This is a genomic window from Streptomyces sp. CA189, from assembly GCF_056428985.1.
This window is the reverse complement of sequence record NZ_JBWJVM010000039.1, coordinates 49,550-71,992: the sequence shown is the minus strand read 5'-3', so window position 1 is coordinate 71,992 and position 22,443 is coordinate 49,550. Positions and strand designations below refer to the sequence as shown.

20 protein-coding genes and 2 pseudogenes are annotated in these 22,443 nt (G+C 70.0%); 8 read left to right on the top strand and 14 right to left on the bottom strand.

What is annotated here, in order from left to right; genetic code table 11:
* Positions 1-41 precede the first annotated feature (41 nt).
* The 10 genes and pseudogenes from AC061S_RS26130 to AC061S_RS26085 all read right to left on the bottom strand — a co-directional run.
* Positions 42-839 carry a DsbA family protein gene (locus AC061S_RS26130; RefSeq protein ID WP_478688319.1) on the bottom strand — a complete coding sequence of 266 codons (798 nt, stop codon included), beginning with the start codon at positions 837-839 and terminating at the stop codon, positions 42-44.
* 63 nt (positions 840-902) lie between these two features.
* Positions 903-1,592 (bottom strand): hypothetical protein, encoded by a 690-nt coding sequence (locus AC061S_RS26125; protein WP_478688318.1) that lies wholly within the window; start codon positions 1,590-1,592, stop codon positions 903-905.
* 51 nt (positions 1,593-1,643) lie between these two features.
* Positions 1,644-2,666 (bottom strand): annotated as a pseudogene (locus AC061S_RS26120) (DUF2252 family protein); the annotation flags it as partial.
* An 82-nt stretch (positions 2,667-2,748) separates the two neighbouring features.
* On the bottom strand, positions 2,749-2,985 hold the full coding sequence (locus AC061S_RS26115) for a DUF7848 domain-containing protein (protein WP_478688317.1): 237 nt from the start codon (positions 2,983-2,985) through the stop codon (positions 2,749-2,751).
* Positions 2,982-3,197 carry a hypothetical protein gene (locus AC061S_RS26110; protein WP_478688316.1) on the bottom strand — a complete coding sequence of 72 codons (216 nt, stop codon included), beginning with the start codon at positions 3,195-3,197 and terminating at the stop codon, positions 2,982-2,984. The genes AC061S_RS26115 and AC061S_RS26110 overlap by 4 nt, the downstream gene beginning before the upstream one ends.
* Positions 3,198-3,379: 182 nt before the next feature.
* Entirely contained in the window at positions 3,380-3,643 is a 264-nt protein-coding gene (locus AC061S_RS26105; RefSeq protein ID WP_478688315.1) for a hypothetical protein, read from the bottom strand.
* A gap of 328 nt (positions 3,644-3,971) precedes the next feature.
* Positions 3,972-4,550 (bottom strand): recombinase family protein, encoded by a 579-nt coding sequence (locus AC061S_RS26100; protein ID WP_478688314.1) that lies wholly within the window; start codon positions 4,548-4,550, stop codon positions 3,972-3,974.
* A 376-nt stretch (positions 4,551-4,926) separates the two neighbouring features.
* A complete protein-coding gene (locus AC061S_RS26095; RefSeq protein ID WP_478688313.1) occupies positions 4,927-5,712 on the bottom strand; it encodes an HNH endonuclease in 786 nt (261 codons plus the stop codon).
* 278 nt (positions 5,713-5,990) lie between these two features.
* Entirely contained in the window at positions 5,991-7,604 is a 1,614-nt protein-coding gene (locus AC061S_RS26090; RefSeq protein WP_478688312.1) for a recombinase family protein, read from the bottom strand.
* 30 nt (positions 7,605-7,634) lie between these two features.
* Positions 7,635-7,964, bottom strand: a pseudogene (locus AC061S_RS26085) (DUF2252 family protein); the annotation flags it as partial.
* A 158-nt stretch (positions 7,965-8,122) separates the two neighbouring features.
* Here AC061S_RS26085 and dnaE point away from each other — a divergent pair.
* Positions 8,123-11,668 carry a DNA polymerase III subunit alpha gene (gene dnaE / locus AC061S_RS26080; RefSeq protein ID WP_478688311.1) on the top strand — a complete coding sequence of 1,182 codons (3,546 nt, stop codon included), beginning with the start codon at positions 8,123-8,125 and terminating at the stop codon, positions 11,666-11,668.
* Positions 11,669-11,749: 81 nt separating this feature from the next.
* On the opposite strand, the gene AC061S_RS26075 is transcribed toward dnaE, so the two are convergent.
* Positions 11,750-11,920 (bottom strand): hypothetical protein, encoded by a 171-nt coding sequence (locus AC061S_RS26075; RefSeq protein ID WP_243330253.1) that lies wholly within the window; start codon positions 11,918-11,920, stop codon positions 11,750-11,752.
* Positions 11,921-12,149: 229 nt separating this feature from the next.
* Here AC061S_RS26075 and AC061S_RS26070 point away from each other — a divergent pair, with 229 nt between their 5' ends.
* From AC061S_RS26070 to AC061S_RS26055, 4 genes are read left to right on the top strand one after another with little or no spacing between them, the layout of a single operon-like run.
* Positions 12,150-13,490 (top strand): NYN domain-containing protein, encoded by a 1,341-nt coding sequence (locus AC061S_RS26070; RefSeq protein ID WP_478688310.1) that lies wholly within the window; start codon positions 12,150-12,152, stop codon positions 13,488-13,490.
* A gap of 28 nt (positions 13,491-13,518) precedes the next feature.
* A complete protein-coding gene (locus AC061S_RS26065; protein ID WP_478688309.1) occupies positions 13,519-14,559 on the top strand; it encodes an ABC transporter ATP-binding protein in 1,041 nt (346 codons plus the stop codon).
* Entirely contained in the window at positions 14,556-15,377 is an 822-nt protein-coding gene (locus tag AC061S_RS26060) for an ABC transporter permease (RefSeq protein WP_478688308.1), read from the top strand. Before AC061S_RS26065 ends, AC061S_RS26060 begins: the two co-directional genes overlap by 4 nt.
* A 51-nt stretch (positions 15,378-15,428) precedes the next feature.
* Positions 15,429-16,133 (top strand): hypothetical protein, encoded by a 705-nt coding sequence (locus AC061S_RS26055; RefSeq protein WP_478688307.1) that lies wholly within the window; start codon positions 15,429-15,431, stop codon positions 16,131-16,133.
* Positions 16,134-16,357: 224 nt separating this feature from the next.
* Here the strand turns inward: AC061S_RS26055 and ybaK are convergent, their stop codons facing one another.
* Genes ybaK through AC061S_RS26040 form a run of 3 tightly spaced genes read right to left on the bottom strand, consistent with a single transcriptional unit; the run spans position 16,358 to position 19,234 of the window.
* Entirely contained in the window at positions 16,358-16,846 is a 489-nt protein-coding gene (gene ybaK, locus AC061S_RS26050) for a Cys-tRNA(Pro) deacylase (protein ID WP_478688306.1), read from the bottom strand.
* A 14-nt stretch (positions 16,847-16,860) separates the two neighbouring features.
* Entirely contained in the window at positions 16,861-17,598 is a 738-nt protein-coding gene (locus AC061S_RS26045; RefSeq protein WP_478688305.1) for an LON peptidase substrate-binding domain-containing protein, read from the bottom strand.
* Positions 17,599-17,632: 34 nt separating this feature from the next.
* Complete coding sequence (locus AC061S_RS26040; protein WP_478688304.1) at positions 17,633-19,234, bottom strand: oxidoreductase; 1,602 nt, start codon at positions 19,232-19,234, stop codon at positions 17,633-17,635.
* A 147-nt stretch (positions 19,235-19,381) separates the two neighbouring features.
* Between AC061S_RS26040 and hisD the strand changes: the two genes are divergently transcribed.
* The 3 genes from hisD to hisB are packed head-to-tail and all read left to right on the top strand — an operon-like array spanning position 19,382 to position 22,442.
* Positions 19,382-20,713: a histidinol dehydrogenase gene (gene hisD, locus AC061S_RS26035; protein ID WP_478688303.1), complete on the top strand. Its 1,332-nt coding sequence runs from the start codon at positions 19,382-19,384 to the stop codon at positions 20,711-20,713.
* Complete coding sequence (locus AC061S_RS26030) at positions 20,710-21,852, top strand: histidinol-phosphate transaminase (RefSeq protein WP_478688302.1); 1,143 nt, start codon at positions 20,710-20,712, stop codon at positions 21,850-21,852. The genes hisD and AC061S_RS26030 overlap by 4 nt, the downstream gene beginning before the upstream one ends.
* Positions 21,849-22,442: an imidazoleglycerol-phosphate dehydratase HisB gene (hisB, locus tag AC061S_RS26025; protein WP_215035049.1), complete on the top strand. Its 594-nt coding sequence runs from the start codon at positions 21,849-21,851 to the stop codon at positions 22,440-22,442. The genes AC061S_RS26030 and hisB overlap by 4 nt, the downstream gene beginning before the upstream one ends.
* Position 22,443 lies beyond the last annotated feature (1 nt).

The window sequence follows — 22,443 nt, the reverse complement described above, 5'->3', positions numbered from 1 at the left end:
TGGGAGTTCGCCCGTCCGTCGGGGTGCCGCGAGGGGGAGGGTCAGCCGGCGATGGCCTTGTCGATCGCCGCCGTGAACGCCTCGGGCGTCTGCGGCAGCGGGTCGATCTTCTTGCCGTCCATCTGCAGGGTCGGCGTGCCCTTCACACCGCTCTTGTCGAAGGTCTTGGACATCTCCAGCGCCCACCGGTCGTAGGTGCCGTCGTCGAGCGCCTTCTTGAACTCGGCGTTGCCCTTGAGGGCCGGGACCTGGTCCGCGACGGTCAGCAGGAACGAGTCCTTGGCGAACTTGTCGTCCTTCTCCTCCGGGTGGTTCGCCGCGGAGTAGAGGGCCGTCTTGTACTCGAGGAACGCCTCGGGGCTGACGTTGAGGGCCGCGCCCAGCGCGCTCAGGGCGTTCTTCGAGCCGCTGCCGGGGAAGCCGTTGTCCAGGAAGGTGGCGCCGATGTACTGGATCTTGTACTTGCCGGCGTCGAGGTCCGTCTTGAGCTGCGGGCCGACCGCCTGCTCGAAGCTCGCGCAGACCGGGCAGCGGGCGTCCTCGTACAGCTCCAGGGTCTTCTTGGCGTCGGCCTTGCCGATGACCACCGTCGTGCCGTTCTCGCCCGAGGTGTTCTTGGGCGCGACCACGGGAGCGTCGGCGGCCTTCTCCCAGGCGCTCGGCTTGCCGGCCTGCACGACGGCGTAGCCGACGCCGCCGGCCAGGGCGAGGGCGGCCACGACGCCGCCCGCCACGAACACCTGCCGGCGGACCTTGGCCTTCTTGGCCTGCTGCTCGCGCTCGACGCGCAGCCTCTCGCGGGCCGCCGCCTTGTTCGCCTGGCTGTTGCGTGCGCTCATCGTTCTCTCCGTGGGGTGTGGCTCCGCGGTGGAGCCGGCTGGAAGGGGGACTGGCCTCGTGCGTCAGGCGCGAGCGAACGCGCCGGGTGCGCGAGGAGGTCCCCGCCGTCCCACGGAGTGCACGGGGAAGCGGGTACGGGCCACCGTGCCCGGCAGCGCCGCCCGCGGCGAGCGCAGCACCGGAGCGAGGGCCCGCGCCGCACGGGCCGAGGCCATCCGCAGCGGCCGGAAGGCGCAGGCGGACGCGGCGCGCAGCAGCCGGCCGAGCGCCCGCTCCCCGCGGTGCAGCCACAGGGAGGCGAGCAGTCCGACCGATACGTGCGCCCCCAGCAGCAGCCAGGGCGCCCACGGTCCGGGCGCGGCCAGCAGCGCGGCCGGGTCGGCGGGCCCGCCCACCTCGGCCAGCGCCCCGCCCACCGGGCTGCCCCCGCAGAAGTCGGCCAGCCCCATGGCGCGCAGCGGACCCGAGACGGGGCCGCCCGCGGGGCCGTAGCACAGGTGCTGGGCGGAGGTCAGGACGGTGTCGGCGGCCAGTTCCAGGGGGACGAGCAGCCCGGCGATGTGACCGAAGCCACGCTCGCGCCCGGCCAGGGCGAAGGCGATCGCGAACACCACGGCGAAAGCCCCTCCCACCAGGGCGGGAGGCAGCGGGACCCGGGACATCAGGACGTGCGAGCCGGTCGAGAGCAGCACGACGACCGCGCTGAACAGCGCGGCCCGCAGCCCTCGGAGACCCACCCCGGATATGTCCATCGTCGCGAGTGTGCCATGAGTCCCTGTGGGGGCGGGCCGGAGGACCCCCGCCTAGGCCAGGATCCGGCCGTTGCGGAAGAGGTCCACGAAGATCTGGTGGTCGGCGCGGGCCCGGGCGCCGTAGGCGTGCGCGAAGTCCACCAGCAGGTCCGCGAAGCCCTCCTCGTCGGCGGCGATGGCCGCGTCGATGGCCCGCTCGGTGGAGAACGGGACCAGCGTCTGACCGCTCTCCTGCTCGTCCGCCGCGCCGTGCATGGTCGCGGTCGCCCGGCCCAGGTCGGCGACCACGGCCGCGATCTCCTCCGGGTCGTCCAGGTCCGACCAGTCCAGGTCCACCGCGTACGGGGAGACCTCCGCGACCAGCTGCCCGGACCCGTCCAGCTCCGTCCAGCCGAGCCACGGATCGGCGTGCGCCTGCAGGGCCCGCTGCGAGATCACGGTGCGGTGCCCCTCGTGCCGGAAGTACTCGCGCACCGACCGGTCGGTGACGTGCCGGGACACGGCCGGGGTCTGCGCCTGCTTGAGGTAGATCACGACGTCGTTCTCCAGGGCGTCGCTGTGCCCCTCCAGCAGGATGTTGTACGAGGGCAGGCCCGCCGAGCCGATTCCGATGCCCCGGCGGCCGACCACGTCCTTGACCCGGTAGGAGTCCGGGCGGACCAGGGACTCGTCGGGCAGGGTCTCCAGGTACCCGTCGAAGGCGGCGAGCACCTTGTACCGGGTGGCGGCGTCCAGCTCGATGGTCCCGGGGCCGGGGGAGAAGCGGCGCTCGAACTCGCGGATCTCGGTCATCGAGTCGAGGAGCGCGAAGCGGGTGCGGCGGCGCGCGGCGCGCAGGGCCTCCAGCAGCGGGCCGTCGGCGGTGTCCAGGGTGAAGGAGGGCAACTCCGACGAATCACAGTGCTTGGCCCCGGCGGCCAGCGCGTGGATGCGCTCGCGGTAGGCGGCCGCGTAGATCCGTACCAGCTCGCCGATCTGGTCGTCGCTGAGCGCCTTGGTGTAGCCGAGCAGGGCGACGGAGGCGGAGAACCGCTTCAGGTCCCAGGTGAAGGGGCCGACGTAGGCCTCGTCGTACTTGCCGTAGAACCGTTGGACTGGCCATGGTTGAGGCCCCCCAGCGTCGGCTGCCAAGGGGCCTCTTGTTGTGGCGCGTGGATCACTCGCCTACGCACTCCACCAGGGCGACATCCTCGTACCGGCGGGTGAACGTCGGATGCCCTGTGCGGCCCGTATGAGCCATGCACGCCACATCCACAACGGCCACATCCGGCACGGGTTGCATGACCCACCCGCAGTCATGCGCAAGGCACTCGGCGGACACGGACACCTCTCCGTGGGGGTGACTGACTATGCGGTGCTGCACGTACCGCAGAACGCTACGAGGGTGAGTCATACCAGCGACACCCCCTTGGCCTTTGCCTCTTCGATCATCCTTGTGACCGCAGAAAGCTTGGGCTCGGTATGCGGGTGGTTGTTGATCTCAATCAACACATCCCGGTCCCGCTTTTCCTCCCACTCGTCGGCAAGGGCGCCACACACATCGCACCCGTCGGGTACCACAGCGCGGATGTTGTACAAACCGCCGCTGTTGATCTCGTAGCTCATGCCGAACCCCCGTGACGAGTCCGGTCAACGAGTGCTTGACCAAGACCCGCACGGGGGCTCAGGTCAAGCGACATTCTCAGCGCGTACGCGCTGTCCGCTTGCGGTGTCATGTTCGGTTTTCCTCACTGGTTCAGGGTGAGTTGATCACTCGTCAGATGTCGAGTGGGCTATCAGGGTACGCGTCACGAAAGGGTCTTGTCTGCGGTTTCGTCGCGGGTCTCACGCTGATCTGGTACGGCCGTCTGCGAGACCGGAACCACGTTGTAGATGGTGTTACCCACCTTGACGCTGAACGACCCGTCACGAATGCCCTGAGCCGCTTCTAGGGCCCGGTCACGCTTCTTGTCGGATGCCATGTGATGCCACCCTTCAGCGCGTTCCTCAAGCTCGGCAATGACTTCCTCGGCCGTGCCGTTGAACACGTCGTGATACCTGATCTCATCCATGGCCCGCAGAGTAGCGCCCACGAGGAACCGCGACTCTGAAACCCGTACAGGGGCCGAACTGCCCTCACGTTACGGTCTCTTACCCACCCTCTAGCGGGGCACTCCCCACCCCTTAACTAGCTCGTTCTAGGGCCCCCGATGCAGTGTCATTGCAGGTCACAAGCCGATGGGGGCAGGGAAACGCGTTCACACCTAGCGCGCACGTTCCGAGCTGTTGCCAGGATCGCGGAACGGACTGCCGGCTCAACTTCGGCAGCGCCCTGCCCCAGTCCCAGACAGCAGAAAACCGCCCACCCGCAACGGGCAGACGGTCTCTGATGGGGTCTCACTACTCGGCTTCGCTCAGCGCCCGATACAGCGTCGCGCGAGACACCTTGAGCGCCTTCGCAATGACCGTGACGCTCTCACCCTGAGCCTTGCGAGCCTTCGCCGCAGCGAGCTTGTCAGCATCCATCACCGCCGGACGACCACCCACACGCCCCTGAGCCCTGGCAGCGTCCAGACCCGCACGCGTCCGGTCCTTGATCAGGCTCCGCTCAAACTCCGCCATCGCACCCACCACCTGAAGCATGAGCCGCCCGTCCGGCGTGTTCGCGTTGATCGACGCAAGCGCACCCGTCAACACCTTGAAGCCGATACCCCGCTCAGCGAGAGCGTCAACCATGTTCACCAGGTCGATCAGCGAGCGAGCGAACCTGTCCAGCTTCCACACGCACAGCGTGTCCCCGGGGCGCACGTAGTCGAGAACGGCCGTCAGCTCAGGGCGGTCCGTGTTCTTGCCACTCGCCTTGTCCGTGAAGATCCGCGTGCAACCCGCTGCGGTCAGCGCGTCGTGCTGGAGCTGAGCTTCCTGGTCATCCGTGCTGACCCGTGCGTAACCGATGAGGTGTCCCGTGTTCGTGTCCATGACCACATCGTCTCACAACTCGTCTCAGAACATCAAGGGCTTCCGTGAGGTTATGAGACGGGTTTTGAACGCCAATCCGGGCCTCTGGGGGTGGCGGTGCGACCGTCTCATAAACCATCGTTTGATGGACGCCCTGCCAGTGGTCACGCAACGCAACGAGGAGCCCGCCGAAACGTTCTGATGGACCATCAGGGAAAGTTGCCTCCCTGTCGCTCAGGGCGAGGGGGGTCGGGGGGTACCCGCCTGGGGGGGGGTGGGGTGTGACGATGTGACGAACGGGGCCCCTTATCCCTGTTTCCTTAGGTTTCTTAAGCGATATCTAGAGAGACCCTCTGTGCGTCACATCGTCACGCGCAGACTTCAGCGCTGAAAGCTCTCACCCCGCAGTGATCGGCAGCGGAGACCACTCGTCCAATAGTTGATCCTTCTTCGACGCGTTGCACGCCACACAGACCACCCGCATGTTCGCGACCGTCGACAGGCCACCCCGGGATATCGGCACCAGGTGATCAATCACCCCGCCCTCGGGCAGCGGAGCCGAGCAGTGATGACATCCGGCGTCCCCGTGAGCCGCACGCACCTTGCGCTGAAGAGTCACCCGGCGGGCCTTCGTACGGTGCTTCTTCTGGCATGAACTACACACACCGTCACGGAACTTGAGTACCACAGGCGTCCCACAGCGTCGGCAAGGCACCGGTCCGGGCTTAGTCCGGGCACGCTTACGGACGTACTCAGCGGCACGACTGCACTCCTCCGAGCAGTACAAGCGGACACCGCCATTCGACGGACCTACGGGGTTCGAGCACCTCGGTCCCTGGCACGGCTTGAGGGCAGCCTCTTGCCTCGCCGGCTCAGACCGCTTACGGCGCTTCTCATGCCGTGACGCGTCCACCTCCTCAGCGCACCGCAGGCAGTACAGCGCCCAGGACGCCCGACCGTGCGGCTCATCACACCGATGGCAGTGAGGAGCGCCAACGGCAGCACGCACTGCCTCACGAGCCCTACGGGCGGCAATCTGCAACCGGGCCGACTCGGCACACAGCGGCGCACCACACGTTCCACGGTCGGGACGGGAGCGCGGACCACTGCACTCCGAACATGTGGCGCGCGACTCTTCAAGGGCAGTCAAACGACACCCCACCTCTCCATTTTTGTTGATCATGAACGCTTGAGGCGAGACGCCTACAGGCCAGCAACCGCAAGGGTTAGTGCCGGGGCCGGAGCGGGGCCGCAAGAGGCCATACAGCGCAAGCTAGACCGCCCCCCGTCAACATCACCCCACCACCACCCCGACAAAACCGTGACCGAAGTACGGCAACGCCCCGACCCTACGCACCGGCTCTGACAGGTCCCCGCAGGTCACACACGCTGCCAGGAACGACGAACGGCCCGCCACCGGGTTTCCCCCAGCGACGGGCCGTGACAGGCGCTCAGACGGCCCTACAGAGCTTCCTGCCGCGCGATGTCGTCCAAGAGATCTTGCCGGATCTCCTCATGCTGTTCGAGGGTCGGCGGGGAATGCCTGGCAGGCTCGGCGACTTCCCTTTCCAGTTCGGCAGCAATGGCAGAGAGCTCGGTGGCAGCGTCCTCAAACAGTTTGCCTAGGTTGATATCGCAGCGATCTCCCAGCGGGACCCGCGCGCGCCGTACTTCGGGGTTCCGTACGGTCGCTATTGCTTCTATATCCCGTAGCCATTCTCCGCGCTCGCTGTCCGTCCAGCCGTGCCACCAGTCACGAAGCTTCTCTCCGGTATCGACGGTCACCCAACCAGATTCGCTTTCCGGTACCGCTTCGAGTTCCGCAATTCGTGTCGCCGTGTCTGCGTACTGTCGCCTGAAACGCTCAAGCGCTTCGGGCGTTGCATACATGCCCGCCTTTCGGTCGTCTTCAAGCTCGGCGAGGAATGCGCGCATCCGCTCAAGGTCGGCGCCGGTTCGATTTCCCTGATGGTAGACGCGTCGAGTCGCATTCATGCCTCCGATGCGAATCCGAACGTCTTGGTCTACGTGCTCGCTCAGCTCTTCGGCGCGGACACTCACATTCGGATGCGGATTCTGCAACGTGCCACGGCAGCGGAGAATTACCGTGTCCGGCTGATTCTTCCCGCCATTGGTCCGCTTCAAGTTCCCCTTGCAGACTCCGCAACGAGCAACGCCATACAGCCAGTGCCTGCCGGCTGTGGGCTTTCGGGGAGTCGGGGGCGCGAGAGCGAGCGTAGCGGCTGCCTGCTGCTCTTCGCTGACGATCGGTTCCCAGACCTCAACGGGCAGGCCGTCTTCACGGACGAGCCGGTTGGTCAGGGGATCAATCTGGTGGCCGATGATCGTAGGAGACTCCACGATCACGCGAATTGCGCGGCTTGACCATGCTGCCGCTTTCGGTTCCTTCTTGCCGCTGTTATGGACCCGAGGGGAAGCGACTCCCCGGGACTGTAGATCGGCGGCAATGGCCGTCATCGCGTCGCCTTCATTGATCCGTTCCACAATTTCCCGAATGACCTTTGCCGCTATGTCGTCTCGGACGAGAACCTTTCCGGCTCCGTCAGGGTGCGGGGCGGGTTTCAATCCGTAAGGGACGCGTCCCCCGGTCCAGCGTCCAACCTTGTGAAGATACCGGCGCGCATTGCGAACGCGGGCCCGAATGTTCTCGCGCTCCCATTCGGCAACGGTGGCGAGAATGGACGCCTGCAACCGTCCGGCCGGAGTGCTCAGGTCGAATGCGTCATGAATGGAGACGAGCACCGTTCCGGCCTTCTCGGCGGCACGGACCATATCCATGAAGCCGAAGAGACTTCGGGCAAGGCGGTCAATCTTCCAAACGATCACAACGTCATCCCGCTGCCACTCTTCGAGGAGACGGGAAAGCCCCGGGCGTTTCGTCGGCTCAAGAGCCCCGCTCACTCCGTCGTCCACGTAGACGACTACAGGAGCGCCTGCCCAGCGCTGTGCCGCTAGGGCTCTTCCGTCGGCTTCCTGACGTTCAACTGACGTGCTGTCGTCGGTGGTTCGGCTCAGCCGGACATACAGCCGGATCGTTCCTGGGGGTGTGGTCACACGAGGACTCTACCGGGAAGAGCCTTGTGAAACCTTTGACTCGTCGAAGTCGTTGACGTTGAAGACCAGCCGGCCGTTCGCGTCCATGTAGGTGCCGAAGTTCTCGGCGTGCAGATCGCCGTGGATCCACACCCGGCCGGTGCGCTCGTCCAGGTACGGGCCGCCGTGCCGCTCGCGCTCCAGGTCGGCGTAGAAGAGGCAGGCGGTGCCGCGGTAGAAGGCGAAGGCCGAGGCCGCCATCTTGCGGAACTTGACCCGGAAGGCCGCGGGGTCGGCGGTGATCAGCTCGCCGAAGGCGATGTCGAACACGTCGAGTATCTGCTCGGCGCGCTGCTCGTCGGTCGTCTCGGGAACCGCCATGGCGGGTGCCTCCAGGTGGTGCGGGGTGGAACGCATATCGGACACGGGTCCTTGGGTCTGCAACGGATGAAGCTACCCCGCCGTGCCCGGGAACTGTCACTCGGGCCACGTAGGATTCATAGCTGCCGCCCCTCTCTCCCCGCCCGGAGGCCCCCACCGTGACCAAGACGCCGTTCACGCACCTGCACGTCCACACCCAGTACTCCCTGCTGGACGGTGCCGCGCGGCTGAAGGACATGTTCAACGCGTGCAACGAGATGGGCATGACGCACATCGCCATGTCCGACCACGGCAACCTGCACGGGGCGTACGACTTCTTCCACACGGCGAAGAAGGCCGGGGTCACGCCGATCATCGGCATCGAGGCGTACGTCGCTCCGGAGTCCCGGCGCAACAAGCGGCGCATCCAGTGGGGCCAGCCGCACCAGAAGCGCGACGACGTCTCCGGTTCCGGCGGTTACACCCACAAGACGATCTGGGCGGCGAACTCCACCGGGCTGCACAACCTCTTCCGGCTGTCCTCCGACGCGTACGCCGAGGGCTGGCTCACGAAGTGGCCGCGCATGGACAAGGAGACCATCAGCCAGTGGTCCGAGGGCCTCATCGCCTCCACCGGCTGCCCCTCCGGCGAACTCCAGACCCGACTGCGCCTCGGCCAGTTCGACGAGGCCCTGAAGGCCGCCTCCGAGTACCAGGACATCTTCGGCAAGGACCGCTACTTCCTGGAGCTGATGGACCACGGCATCGAGATCGAGCGCCGGGTCCGCGACGGACTGCTGGAGGTCGGCAAGAAGCTCGGCATCCCGCCGCTGGTGACGAACGACTCGCACTACACCTACGCACACGAGTCGGCCGCGCACGACGCCCTGCTGTGCATCCAGACCGGCAAGAACCTCTCCGACCCGGACCGCTTCCGCTTCGACGGCACCGGCTACTACCTGAAGTCCACGGAGGAGATGTACGCCGTCGACTCCTCGGACGCCTGGCAGGAGGGGTGCCGCAACACCCTCCTGGTGGCCGAGCAGATCGACACCACCGGCATGTTCGAGGCCAAGAACCTCATGCCGAAGTTCGAGATCCCCGAAGAGGGCTACACCGAGATCACCTGGTTCAAGGAGGAAGTGCGGCGCGGCATGGCCCGCCGCTACCCGGGAGGGGTCCCCGACGACCGGCAGAAGCAGGCCGAGTACGAGCTGGACGTCATCATCCAGATGGGGTTCCCGGGCTACTTCCTCGTCGTCGCCGACTTCATCATGTGGGCCAAGAACCAGGGCATCGCGGTGGGCCCCGGCCGTGGTTCCGCGGCCGGCTCGATCGTCGCCTACGCCATGGGCATCACCGACCTCGACCCGATCACCCACGGCCTGATCTTCGAGCGCTTCCTCAACCCCGAGCGCGTCTCCATGCCCGATGTCGACATCGACTTCGACGAGCGCAGGCGCGTCGAAGTGATCCGGTACGTGACCGACAAGTACGGCGACGACAAGGTCGCCATGATCGGCACGTACGGAAAGATCAAGGCGAAGAACGCCATCAAGGACTCGGCCCGGGTCCTCGGCTACCCGTACGCCATGGGCGACCGGCTCACCAAGGCCATGCCCGCCGACGTCCTCGGCAAGGGCATCGACCTCAACGGCATCACCGACCCCTCGCACCCGCGCTACGGCGAGGCGGGCGAGATCCGGGCGATGTACGAGAACGAGCCGGACGTGAAGAAGGTCATCGACACCGCCCGCGGTGTGGAGGGCCTGGTCCGCCAGATGGGCGTGCACGCCGCCGGCGTGATCATGTCCAGCGAGCCGATCGTCGACCACGCACCGGTCTGGGTGCGGCACACGGACGGCGTGACCATCACGCAGTGGGACTACCCCCAGTGCGAGTCGCTCGGCCTGATCAAGATGGACTTCCTGGGCCTGCGCAACCTCACGATCATGGACGACGCCGTCAAGATGGTGAAGGCCAACAAGGGGATCGACCTCGACCTCCTGGGCCTGCCGCTCGACGACCCCAAGACCTTCGAACTGCTCGGCCGCGGCGACACCCTCGGCGTCTTCCAGTTCGACGGCGGGCCCATGCGCTCCCTGCTGCGCCTGATGAAGCCCGACAACTTCGAGGACATCTCCGCCGTCTCGGCCCTGTACCGGCCGGGCCCGATGGGCATGAACTCGCACACGAACTACGCCCTGCGCAAGAACAAGCAGCAGGAGATCACCCCGATCCACCCGGAGCTGGAGGAGCCGCTCAAGGAGATCCTCGGCGTCACCTACGGCCTCATCGTGTACCAGGAGCAGGTGCAGAAGGCCGCGCAGATCATCGCCGGCTACTCGCTCGGCGAGGCCGACATCCTGCGCCGCGTGATGGGCAAGAAGAAGCCCGAGGAACTGGCGAAGAACTTCGTCATCTTCGAGGCCGGCGCCAAGGAGAAGGGCTTCAGCGACCAGGCGATCAAGGCGCTGTGGGACGTCCTGGTCCCCTTCGCCGGCTACGCCTTCAACAAGGCCCACTCGGCCGCGTACGGCCTGGTCTCCTACTGGACCGCCTACCTCAAGGCCAATTTCCCGGCCGAGTACATGGCGGGCCTGCTCACCTCGGTCAAGGACGACAAGGACAAGTCCGCGATCTACCTGAACGAGTGCCGCCGCATGGGCATCAAGGTGCTCCCGCCGAACGTGAACGAGTCGGAGCCCAACTTCGCCGCCCAGGGCGACGACGTGATCCTCTTCGGCCTCACCGCCGTGCGCAACGTCGGCACCAACGTCGTCGAGTCGATCATCAAGAGCAGGAAGGCGAAGGGGAAGTACTCCTCCTTCCCCGACTTCCTGGACAAGGTCGAGGCCGTCGTCTGCAACAAGCGCACCGTCGAGTCCCTGATCAAGGCCGGCGCCTTCGACGAGATGGGCCACACCCGCAAGGGCCTGGTCGCCCACCACGAACCGATGATCGACAACGTGGTGGCCGTCAAGCGCAAGGAGGCGGAGGGCCAGTTCGACCTCTTCGGCGGAATGGGTGACGAGGACGCGAGCGACGAGCCGGGCTTCGGCCTCGACGTCGAGTTCTCGGACGTCGAGTGGGAGAAGTCCTACCTGCTCGCCCAGGAGCGCGAGATGCTCGGGCTCTACGTCTCCGACCACCCGCTCTTCGGCCTGGAACACGTCTTGTCCGACAAGACCGACGCCGGCATCTCCCAGCTCACCGGCGGAGAGCACGGAGACGGCGCGGTCGTCACCATCGGCGGCATCATCTCGGGCCTCCAGCGCAAGATGACCAAGCAGGGCAACGCCTGGGCGATCGCCACCGTCGAGGACCTGGCCGGCTCCATCGAATGCATGTTCTTCCCCGCGACCTACCAGCTCGTCTCCACCCAGCTGGTCGAGGACACCGTCGTCTTCGTCAAGGGCCGCCTGGACAAGCGCGAGGACGTCCCCCGGCTGGTCGCCATGGAGATGATGGTCCCCGATGTCTCGAACGCCGGCACCAACGCCCCCGTCGTCCTCACCATCCCCACCGTCAAGGTCACCCCGCCGATGGTGACCCGGCTCGGCGAGATCCTGCGCCACCACCAGGGCAACAGCGAGGTGCGGATCAAGCTCCAGGGGCCGCGCACCACCACCGTGCTCCGGCTCGACAAGCACCGGGTCAAGCCCGACCCGGCGCTCTTCGGGGACCTCAAGGTGCTGCTCGGCCCGTCCTGCCTGGCCGGCTAGCCGCAGCCGCACCCACCGAACCCGTACGCGGGAAGCCCGCCCCAGTCGACCGGGGCGGGCTTCCCGCGTACGGGGGAGGCGTCAGTTGTGGCCGAACTTCTTTTCCTTCTTCTTGCCGGCCATCTGCAGCGGACTCGGGGCCGCCGGGGTCGAGGTCGAGGACGAGGAGTCCATCGAGCTCTTCGCCGGATCCTGTGAAGCCGAGCGCTCTTCGGACTTGGCGGGCTGCTGGCGGTTCTTGTTCTTGGCCATGGGATGCCTCCGTGGGGGGTTTAGGGGCCAGGGCCGCCTTCACACTCACACAGGGCCGTAAACGGCGCATTTTGGATCATTACCGCGCGTAGTCGGGGCTCCCGCCGGGCAACTCTGAGAGATACGCCACGCCGATGATCGAGTTCCGGCCGTCAAGGCCGTTGCCGTCGGGCAGACTCGGGGAAACCGCGAAAGACACAGAGGACCCCCAGGGAAGAGGGTGGTACGCGTGGACCGCTGCGTCGTCCTGGTGGACGCCGGCTATCTGCTGGGCGCCGCCGCGAGCCTCCTCGCAGGAGAGCCGTCCCGCTCCCGGATCACCGTCGACCATGCGGCGCTCATCCAGGGCCTGCGCGAGCGCGCCGAAGCCGACACCGAGCAGCCGCTCCTGCGGATCTACTGGTTCGACGGCGCACCCGACCGGGTGCCCCAGCCCGAGCACCGGCGGCTGCGCGTCATGCCCCGCGTCACCGTCCGGCTCGGCGCCCTGACCCGCAGCGACGGCCGCTGGGCCCAGAAGGGCGTCGACGCGGCCATGCACGCCGAGCTCACCGAGCTCGCCCGCAACCGGGCCTGCTCGGACGTCGTACTCGTCACCGGCGACGGGGACCTGCTGCCCGGCCTGATGTCCGCCAAGGAACACGGGGTCGCCGTCCACCTGTGGGCCGTCCAGGCCGCCGACGGTGACTACAACCAGTCCGAGGACCTCGTCGCCGAAGCCGACGAACGCCGCGTCCTGGACCGCACCTGGATCACCCGCGCCGTCCGCGCCCGCGACCTCACCGGACTCTGCGCCCCGGCGCCGGCCCCGCGCCCCGAGATCGCCGCCATCCTCTCCGCGCCGCTGCCCGAGGCCGCCCTCGCCGAAGCCGCCCGCGGCAACGGCAACGGAACCCGGCCCGCCGCACCCGTGGAGCCCGAGGAGGGCGGCGTACCGGCCGGCGCCTCGACCACCACCGCCAACGGCAAGACCGTACCGACCCCGAAGGACCTCGCGGGCGCCCTGCGCACCCCCGGCACCGCCGCACCCGCACCCGGGCCCGGCCAGGCGCTCGGCGTGGCCCCGGCCGGCAGCGCCCTGCGGTGGTCCTCCGACAAGGGGTGGATCGACCGCGCCGGGCCGCTCGGCGAGCCCGCCGAGACCGCCTCGCTGCCCACCCTCGCCCAGCTCACCTCCGCCGAGCAGCGCTGGGCGGACCGCGAGGAGGACATCACCACCGTCGGCGGCGACCCCTTCGAGGTCGGCCAGGTGTTCGCCCGGCGCTGGATGGAACGGCTCCCGGAGACCGTGCACCTGCAGAAGCTCGCCACCATGTACCCGCGGATCCCGCACCGGATCGACGGCGAGCTGCTGCGCTACGCCGCCCGGTTCGGACTCCTCGCGCACAAGGACGACCAGATCGACGAGCACGACCGGTACGCCATCCGGGCCGGCTTCTGGCGCGAGATCGACGTACGGGCGGCCGCGGAGCACGTGGCCGGCGCCGGAGCGGCGGCCGGCCCGGTCGCCGTCCCCGGGGCAGCCGCGGCCCCCGTCGCGGTGGCCCCGGCGGCCCCGGCAGCCGAGTAGGGGCCGCAACCCCGTAGGCTGCTCCCTCGTGAGTACGGGGACAGCACAGGCGGATACGGGCACGGCAGGGGCCGCGGGACCGGCCCCCGACGTGGTCTGCGCGGTACGAGACCTGGTCAAGACGTATCCGGCGGTACGAGGACGGCGCGGGGCCCCGGCCCTGCCCCAGACCCGTGCCACCGACGGGATCTCCCTGGACGTGCGGCGCGGCGAGATCTTCGGGCTGCTCGGCCCCAACGGCGCCGGCAAATCGACCCTGGTCCGCCAGCTCACCGGCCTGCTGCGGCCCGACTCCGGCTCGGTGACCCTGCTGGGCCACGACCTCGTACGCCATCCCGACCGGTCGGCCCGGCTGCTCTCCTACCTCGGCCAGGAATCCACCGCCCTCGACGAGCTCACGGTCTCGCTGGCCGCCGAGACGACCGGCCGGCTGCGCGGGCTGGGCCTGCGCGAGGCGCGGGCCGCGCGGGACTCCGTACTGGAGGAGCTCGGCCTGACCGGGATCGCCGGACGCCCCCTGAAGAAGCTGTCCGGCGGGCAGCGGCGCCTCGCGTGCTTCGCCGCCGCACTGGTGGGGGAGCGGCCCGTCCTGGTGCTCGACGAGCCCACGACCGGCATGGACCCGGTGGCCCGGCGGGCCGTCTGGGCCGCCGTCGACCGGCGCCGCGCCGAGACCGGGGCCACCGTGCTGCTGGTCACCCACAACGTCATCGAGGCCGAGACCGTCCTCGACCGGGTCGCCGTCATCGACCAGGGCCGGGTCATCGCCTGTGACACCCCGGCCGGGCTCAAGGCCCAGGTCTCCGGCGAGGTCCGGCTCGAACTGGTCTGGCGCACCACGCCGCCGCTGGAGCTTCCGGAGGTCGCCGCGCTCGCCGGGGCGGCCGCCGAATCCGGGCGGCGCTGGGTGCTGCGGCTCGGACCCGACGAGGCGCGGGCGGCGGTGGCCGCCGTGACCGGCGGCCCGGCCTTCGCGGCCCTCGACGACTTCACGCTGGCCACGCCGAGCCTGGAGGACGTGTACCTCGCCCTGGGCGGGCGCACCTCGAAGGGACTGGTGAAGGCGTGAGCGCCACCGCCGCCACCACGGCCACGGCCACGGCCGCCGCCACGGCCGCACCCGCCACCGCCCCGGGCGTACTGGCTCCGCGCGCCCGGTTCTTCCCGGCGCTGGCCGCCGTCTACCGGGCCCAGCTGTCCCGCGCGCGGGTCTCGCGGATCCCGCTGCTCTTCGTGGCCACCTTTCAGTCCGTCGGGATCATGATCCTGATGCGGGGCGTGGTCGACGGGGGCTCCGAGGCACGGGCCGTCGTCGCCGGTTCCTCCGTGCTGGTCGTCGCCTTCGTCGCGCTGAACCTGCTCGCGCAGTACTTCGGCCAGCTCCGGGCCAGCGGCGGGCTCGACCACTACGCCACGCTGCCCGTGCCGCCCGCGTCCGTGGTGCTGGGCGCGGCCGCCGCGTACGCCTCCTTCACGCTGCCCGGCACGCTCGTGACCGCCGTCTTCGGCAGCGTGCTGTTCGGGCTGCCGATGGGCGGCCTGTGGATCCTGGCCGCCGTGGTTCCGCTGGCCGGGGCCGCCCTCGCAGGGCTCGGCGCGGCGCTGGGCCTGCTGGCCCCCCGCCAGGAGCTGGCCACCCTCGCCGGACAGCTCGGGATGTCGGCGGCGCTGCTGCTGGGCGTGCTGCCGCCCGAGCGGATGCCCGACGTCATCGTCTGGGCGCGGGACCTGCTGCCGTCCACGTACGGCGTGGAGGCGTTCGCCCGGACCTTCGAGCCGCACCCCGACTGGGCGGCGGTCCTCCTCGACCTCGGCGTGTGCGCGGGCGTGGGGGTCCTGTCCCTCGCTCTCGCGACCTGGGCCTATCGGCGGGCGGCGGTCCGCTGACGCCGGTCGCCGTCGATCGTTAAATCAAACACTTCCTGGCACGATGTGGGGGTGACCGAAGCCGTGACCCCTTATGACAAGCCCGACCAGCCGCCGTCGGAGTCGCCTTCGGCCGCGACAGCGGCTGAGGCCGCGCCCGCGTCCGAGCCCGCCTTCTCCCCGTCCGACATCCGCGACGGGGCCGCCATCGCCCTCGTGGTCGGCGTGGCCGGTGTGCTCCTCGGGCTGCTGTGGGCCTGGCTCGGGCCGCGCGTGCAGTTCGTCTCCAACGGCGAGGCGGTGTTCCTGCGGGACACCGAGAGCGAGGCGCGCATCGGGGCCGACGGCACCTTCCTCCTGCTGTCGGTCGGGTTCGGCGTGCTGAGCGCGCTGGCCGTCTTCCTGTGGCGCCGCGGCGGGGGCGCCGCGCAGGTGATCGGGCTCGCGGTCGGATCGGTCTTCGCCGCGCTGGTCGGCTGGCGCGTGGGCCTGTGGCTGGGACCGTCCTCGGACCTGGTGGCGGCCGCGCGGAAGGCGGGCAAGGGGGTTCCCTTCGAGGCCCCGCTGGAACTGCTCGCGCACGGGGCGCTGCTCGGGTGGCCGATGGCCGCGGTCGTCGTCCACCTGGCGCTGACCGCCCTGTGGGGCAAGCGGGATCCGGCGCCGGAGCTCGGGGTGTGGCCTTCGCCGTATTACCAGGCCCCTGTCGATTCCGCCGTCTCGCCGTCGCCGTCGCCTTCGCCGGACCCGTCCGGTACGGAGCCTCCGCGGCCGTAGCCCCGGCCGGGGGAGGCGGGCCCTGCGGGGCGATGTCCCCTACCCGCCCTTCCACCGTTCCCCGGGCTGTGCCCGGACCCCCCTGGGGCTCCGCCCCAGACCCCGCGCCTCAAACGCCGGCGAGGCTGGATTTCGGCCGGCGTTTGAGGACCGGGTCCGGGCAGCGCCCGGGGAACGGGCGAAGGGCGGGTAGGGGAACTCCGCCCCGCAGCGTTCCGGGGGCGCTACGCGCGGGCGATGGGGGCCGGAGTGGCTTCGGTCAGGGCGGCCAGGGTGGCCGGGGCGAGTTCGACCTCCAGGCCGCGGCGGCCCGCCGATACGCAGATCGTGGGGAAGCCGGAGGCCGAGGCGTCCAGGACCGTGCGGAGCCGCTTGCGCTGGCCCAGCGGGGAGATGCCGCCCAGGACGTAGCCCGTGGTGCGCTCGGCCAGGGCCGGATCGGCCATCGCCGCGCGCTTGCCGCCCACCGCGGCGGCCAGGGCCTTCAGGTCGAGGCTGCCCGAGACCGGGACCACCGCGACCACCAGCGAGCCGTCCACGTCCGCCAGCAGCGTCTTGAAGACCTGCGCGGGGGAGACCCCGAGGGCCTGGGCCGCCTCCTCGCCGTAGGACGGGTGGGCCGGGTCGTGCTCGTAGGCGTGCACGGTGAACTCGGCGCCGGCCGCCGTCAGTGCCACGATCGCCGGAGTGCCCGCCGGCTTCTTCTTCGCCATCGGTGCGCCGTCCGTCAGTTCGGGCTCGTCGGGGCGCGGGTGAGGTCCACGGCCGGGAGCGAGGGGAGGTGGCGGATGACGGCCGTCTCGGAGCGCAGCAGCTTCAGCTCCTCCGCGAGGCGGGTCGCCGTGTCCGGGGCCTGGAGCAGGCGCTGCTTCGCCGGGATGTCCAGCACCGCGGCGGCCGCGACCAGGTACGAGACCACCGACGGCTCGTCGGGGAGGTCCATGCCGGTCAGGGACCGTTCGCGGGCTCCGGCCAGCCGCTTCTGGTACGTGCGGAACGCCCGCAGCACGCCCTCCGCCAGTGCGCCCGCGCCGTCGCCCGCGTCCTCGGGGAGCTCTTCCAGCTCCGCCACGAGGAAGGGGCCGGACGCGTCAACGGACAGCAGCCGGACGCGGACCGTGCCGGTCGCCATCACCTCGAAGCTGCCGTCCTCCCGCTCCCGGATCGAGGCCGCGTCCGCGATGCAGCCCACCCGGTGGAAGGCCTGGACCGGGTCCGCGCCGAAACCGGCGGCCGGCCCGCGCTCGGGCACGGCCGTCTGGTCCGGCAGGCCGGGCGCGGTCGGGGCGACCTCCCGGCCGTCGCGGATCGCGACGACCGCGAAACGGCGGGGCTCGTCCTCTCCCGCCTTCAGCAGCTCGCGCATCATGGCGCGATAACGCTCCTCGAAGATGTTCAGCGGGAGGACGAGTCCCGGGAACAGCACCGAGTTCAGCGGGAAGAGGGGCAGGCGAACGGTGGTCACGAGGCACAGGGTAATGGCCGTGACCCGAGGACCGTCACCCCCGCCTCAGCACGCGGGAGGCGCCCGCCGCGACCGTCGTGGCCAGGATCCAGCCCAGGATGACCAGGGCCGCCGTGCCCCACTGCCAGCCGCCCCGCAGGATCCACTGGTCCTGCTGGCCGAGGTCGATCACCGGGAGCAGCAGGTCCAGGGCGAACAGCACCGGGTTCCAGTCGGGGTGCTCCTCCGCCTTGAGCGGCGGCGGCTTGCCGTGCACCGCGAAGAGCACCGCCCCGGCCGCCCACAGCACGGCCATCCACAGCGCAGCCCGCCCCGGCCGGTAGCCGTAGACCACCGTCCAGTCCTGGAGGTACCCCCACGCGCGCAGCGCCGGCGGCAGCGTCGCCCGGCGGCGCCGCTGCTTGGCCAGCAGCACCGCGCGGGCGTCCGCGTCCTCCCCGGAGGCCCGCAGGACCGCGGCGAGCCGCTCGTACGGCTCCGGGGAGTACTCGGGGGTGGCCGCCTCGACCCACTCCAGCCGGGCGGCCGGCGGGAAGAGGCCCCGGGGCGCGAGGTTCTCGTAGCCGAAGCCCTCGATGGCCAGCCGGCCCGGTCCCGGCCAGCTCGTGAAGGTGTCCACCAGCTTGACCACCTGCGCCCCCGACAGCACCACCCGCCCCCGCTCCGGCCGCTCGCCGACGAACCGCAGCTCCGGGGTGTGGATGCGGCGCAGCGAGACCTCCTGGTCCTCCGTGAGGGTGAACCGGGCCCCGTAGAAGTCCACGGCGTCCCCGAAGCGGCCGTCGTCCAGGCGCAGGCCGCCGCGGCACTCGAAGTGCTGCGCGCGCTGCCCCCGCAGGGGTGTGTGGCCGAGCCCGTAGGGGGGAGTGGAGGAGTCGGAGTCGCCCGGGGCGTAGTCCAGCGCGATCGAGGTGAGGTAAAGCGTGCGCTCGACGGTGAGCTGCGGGGCGTTCAGCGCCCGCCTCCCGTGCGGATTGTTCAGGCGGGCCCCGCGCAGGTTCATGGACACGCCGACCTTGGCCCCGCGCAGGCTCAGCTCCCCGTAGGTCTGGAGCAGCTCGCCCTGGAAGTCCTGCGCGACCGACATCCCGTCGGCGGCCAGGGCCCGCCCCTTGCCGTCGCGCTGCAGTACCGCCTCGCTGATCAGCAGGTCGGTGCCGATCTGCGCGTCGGTCAGCCGGATCCCGCGCGCCACCCGGCAGCGCGGCAGGTGCAGATCGCCCTCGGTGTGCAGACGGGCCGCCTCCAGCCGGGGTATCGCGCAGTTGACCAGGCGCAGCGTGCCGAAGCGGCTCTCCGAGAGCTGGACCTCCCCGTCGAAGCGGCAGGACTGGAGCTCCACGTACGGGGTGACCGTGCCCCCGGAGAGGTCGAGGCGGCCGGTGATCCGCACGCCCCGCAGCTTCAGCGAGGCCACCCGGCCCGGCACCGGGCCCGGCCCGTGGAGCAGCAGCAGCGCCACGACCGCCGCGCGGACGCTGCGCCCGGGGCCCCAGACCCGGTCGGCGTGCGGATCGTCCCGGTCGGCGCTGCGGGCGCTGAGATCGCAGACGCTGCCGGTCCGGTACGCGTCCCACATGAGCCGTTCGGGGCCGGTGAGATCGGCCGGTTCCCCGTCCGGGCGTGCTTCGGCCATGGCGGCCCCCCTCCGCTCGTCCGCGCGGACGCCACCGCGCTTGCCTGCACGCTAGAGGGCCTCTGTGACATCGGGGAACGCCCGTGGCTTGTATCAGCCAGTGATACGGACGAACGGCGGCGCGAAGCGGTCTGAGAGAATTGGCAGGTGATCTCTCGTATCGACCTGCGCGGCGACACCCTCCCCGAGGGTGGCGCCCTGCGCGATCTGCTGCCCCGTGCCGAGTTCGACGTAGAAGCCGCCCTGGAGAAGGTGCGGCCCATCTGCGAGGACGTCCACCATCGTGGAACGGCGGCGCTGATCGATTACGCGCGGAAGTTCGACGGGGTCGAGCTCGACCGGATCCGGGTGCCCGCCGAGGCCCTGAAGACCGCTCTCGACCAGCTCGACCCGGCCGTCCGCGCCGCCCTGGAGGAGTCGATCCGGCGCGCCCGGATCGTGCACCGCAACCAGCGCCGGTCCGAGCACGTCACCCAGGTGGTCCCCGGCGGCACGGTGACCGAGAAGTGGGTTCCGGTGGAGCGCGTGGGGCTGTACGCCCCGGGCGGCCGCTCGGTGTACCCGTCCTCCGTCGTCATGAACGTCGTCCCGGCCCAGGAGGCGGGCGTCGAGTCCATCGCACTCGCGTCCCCGCCGCAGGCGGACTTCGGCGGCCTGCCGCACCCGACGATCCTCGCCGCGTGCGCACTGCTCGGCGTGGACGAGGTGTACGCCGTCGGCGGCGCCCAGGCCGTCGCGATGTTCGCGTACGGCACCACCGGCCCCGACGGGTGCGCCCCGGCGAACATGGTGACCGGCCCCGGCAACATCTGGGTCGCCGCCGCCAAGCGCTACTTCACCGGCAGGATCGGCATCGACACCGAGGCCGGTCCGACCGAGATCGCGGTCCTCGCGGACTCCACGGCCGACCCCGTGCACGTCGCCGCCGACCTGATCAGCCAGGCCGAGCACGACCCGCTGGCCGCCGCCGTCCTCGTCACGGACTCCGCGGAGCTCGCGGCCGCCGTCGAGAAGGAGCTGGAGCCGCAGGTCGCGGCCACCAAGCACGTCGAGGACCGGATCAAGCCCGCGCTGGCGGGCCGCCAGTCGGCGATCGTGCTGGTCGACAGCCTGGAGGACGGCCTCAAGGTCGTCGACGCGTACGGCGCCGAGCACCTGGAGATCCAGACCGCCGACGCGGCCGCCTGGGCCGCCCGCGTGCGCAACGCCGGCGCGATCTTCGTCGGTCCGTGGTCCCCGGTCTCGCTGGGCGACTACTGCGCCGGCTCCAACCACGTGCTGCCCACCGGCGGCTGCGCCTGCCACTCCTCGGGCCTGTCCGTGCAGTCCTTCCTGCGCGGCATCCACATCGTCGACTACACGCGCGACGCCCTCGCGGAGGTCACCCACCACGTGGTGACCCTCGCCGAGGCCGAGGACCTGCCCGCGCACGGCGCGGCTCTCAAGGCACGTTTCGGGTGGAAGGTTCCCCAGGCATGACCGGCACCACAGACAGCACGGACGGTACGGGCGTCATCGGCATCGACGACCTCCCCATCCGGGACGAGCTGCGCGGCAAGACCCCGTACGGCGCCCCGCAGCTGGACGTGCCCGTCCAGCTCAACACCAACGAGAACCCGTACGGCCTGCCCGAGGCGCTCGTCGCGCGCATCGCCGAACGGGTCGCCGAGGCCGCCCGCACCCTCAACCGGTACCCCGACCGGGACGCGGTCGAGCTGCGCACCGAGCTGGCCGCCTACCTCACCCGCACCGGCAAGCACCCGGTCGCGCGGGAGAACGTATGGGCCGCCAACGGCTCCAACGAGGTCCTCCAGCAGCTGCTGCAGACCTTCGGCGGGCCCGGGCGCACCGCGATCGGCTTCGAACCCTCGTACTCGATGCACGCGCTCATCGCGCGCGGCACCGGGACGGAGTGGATCTCCGGTCCGCGCCGGGAGGACTTCACCATCGACGTGGAGGCCGCCGAGCAGGCGATCGCCGCGCACCAGCCCAACGTCGTCTTCATCACCTCGCCCAACAACCCCACGGGCACCGCGGTCGGGGCGGAGACGGTCCTGGCCCTCTACGAGGCCGCGCAGGCGGCCGGGCCCAGCCTGGTCGTCGTGGACGAGGCCTACGTGGAGTTCAGCCACCGGGACTCGCTGCTGCCGCTGATCGAGGGCCGCCCGAACCTGGTGGTCTCCCGGACCATGTCCAAGGCCTTCGGCGCCGCCGGACTGCGCCTGGGCTACCTGGCCGCGCACCCGGCCGTGGTCGACGCCGTACAGCTCGTACGCCTGCCGTACCACCTGTCGGCCGTCACCCAGGCGACCGCGCTGGCCGCCCTGGAATTCACCGACACCCTGCTCGGCTACGTCGAGCAGCTCAAGGCCGAGCGCGACCGCCTGGTCACCGAGCTGCGGGGGATCGGCTTCGAGGTCACCGACTCCGACTCGAACTTCGTACAGTTCGGCCGGTTCGACAACTCCCACACCGCCTGGCAGAAGATCCTCGACCAGGGCGTCCTGGTCCGGGACAACGGCGTGCCGGGATGGCTGCGGGTCACCGCGGGCACCCCGGCCGAGAACGACGCGTTCCTGGAAGCGGTTCGCGCACTGAAGAAGGAGCAGCACGCATGAGCCGCATCGGACGGGTCGAACGGACCACGAAGGAGACCTCGGTCCTCGTCGAGATAAACCTCGACGGCACCGGCAAGGTCGACGTCTCGACGGGCGTGGGCTTCTACGACCACATGCTCGACCAGCTCGGCCGCCACGGCCTCTTCGACCTCACGGTCAAGACCGAGGGCGACCTGCACATCGACAGCCACCACACCATCGAGGACAGCGCGCTGGCGCTGGGCGCCGCCTTCAAGCAGGCCCTCGGCGACAAGGTCGGCATCTACCGCTTCGGCAACTGCACCGTGCCGCTCGACGAGTCCCTCGCCCAGGTGACCGTCGACCTGTCGGGCCGCCCGTACCTCGTGCACACCGAGCCCGAGAACATGGCGCCGATGATCGGCTCGTACGACACGACGATGACCCGGCACATCTTCGAGTCCTTCGTCGCGCAGGCCCAGATCGCCCTGCACATCCACGTGCCGTACGGCCGCAACGCCCACCACATCGTGGAGTGCCAGTTCAAGGCGCTGGCCCGGGCCCTGCGCTACGCCGCCGAGTTCGACCCGCGCGCCGCCGGGATCCTGCCCTCCACGAAGGGCGCCCTCTAGC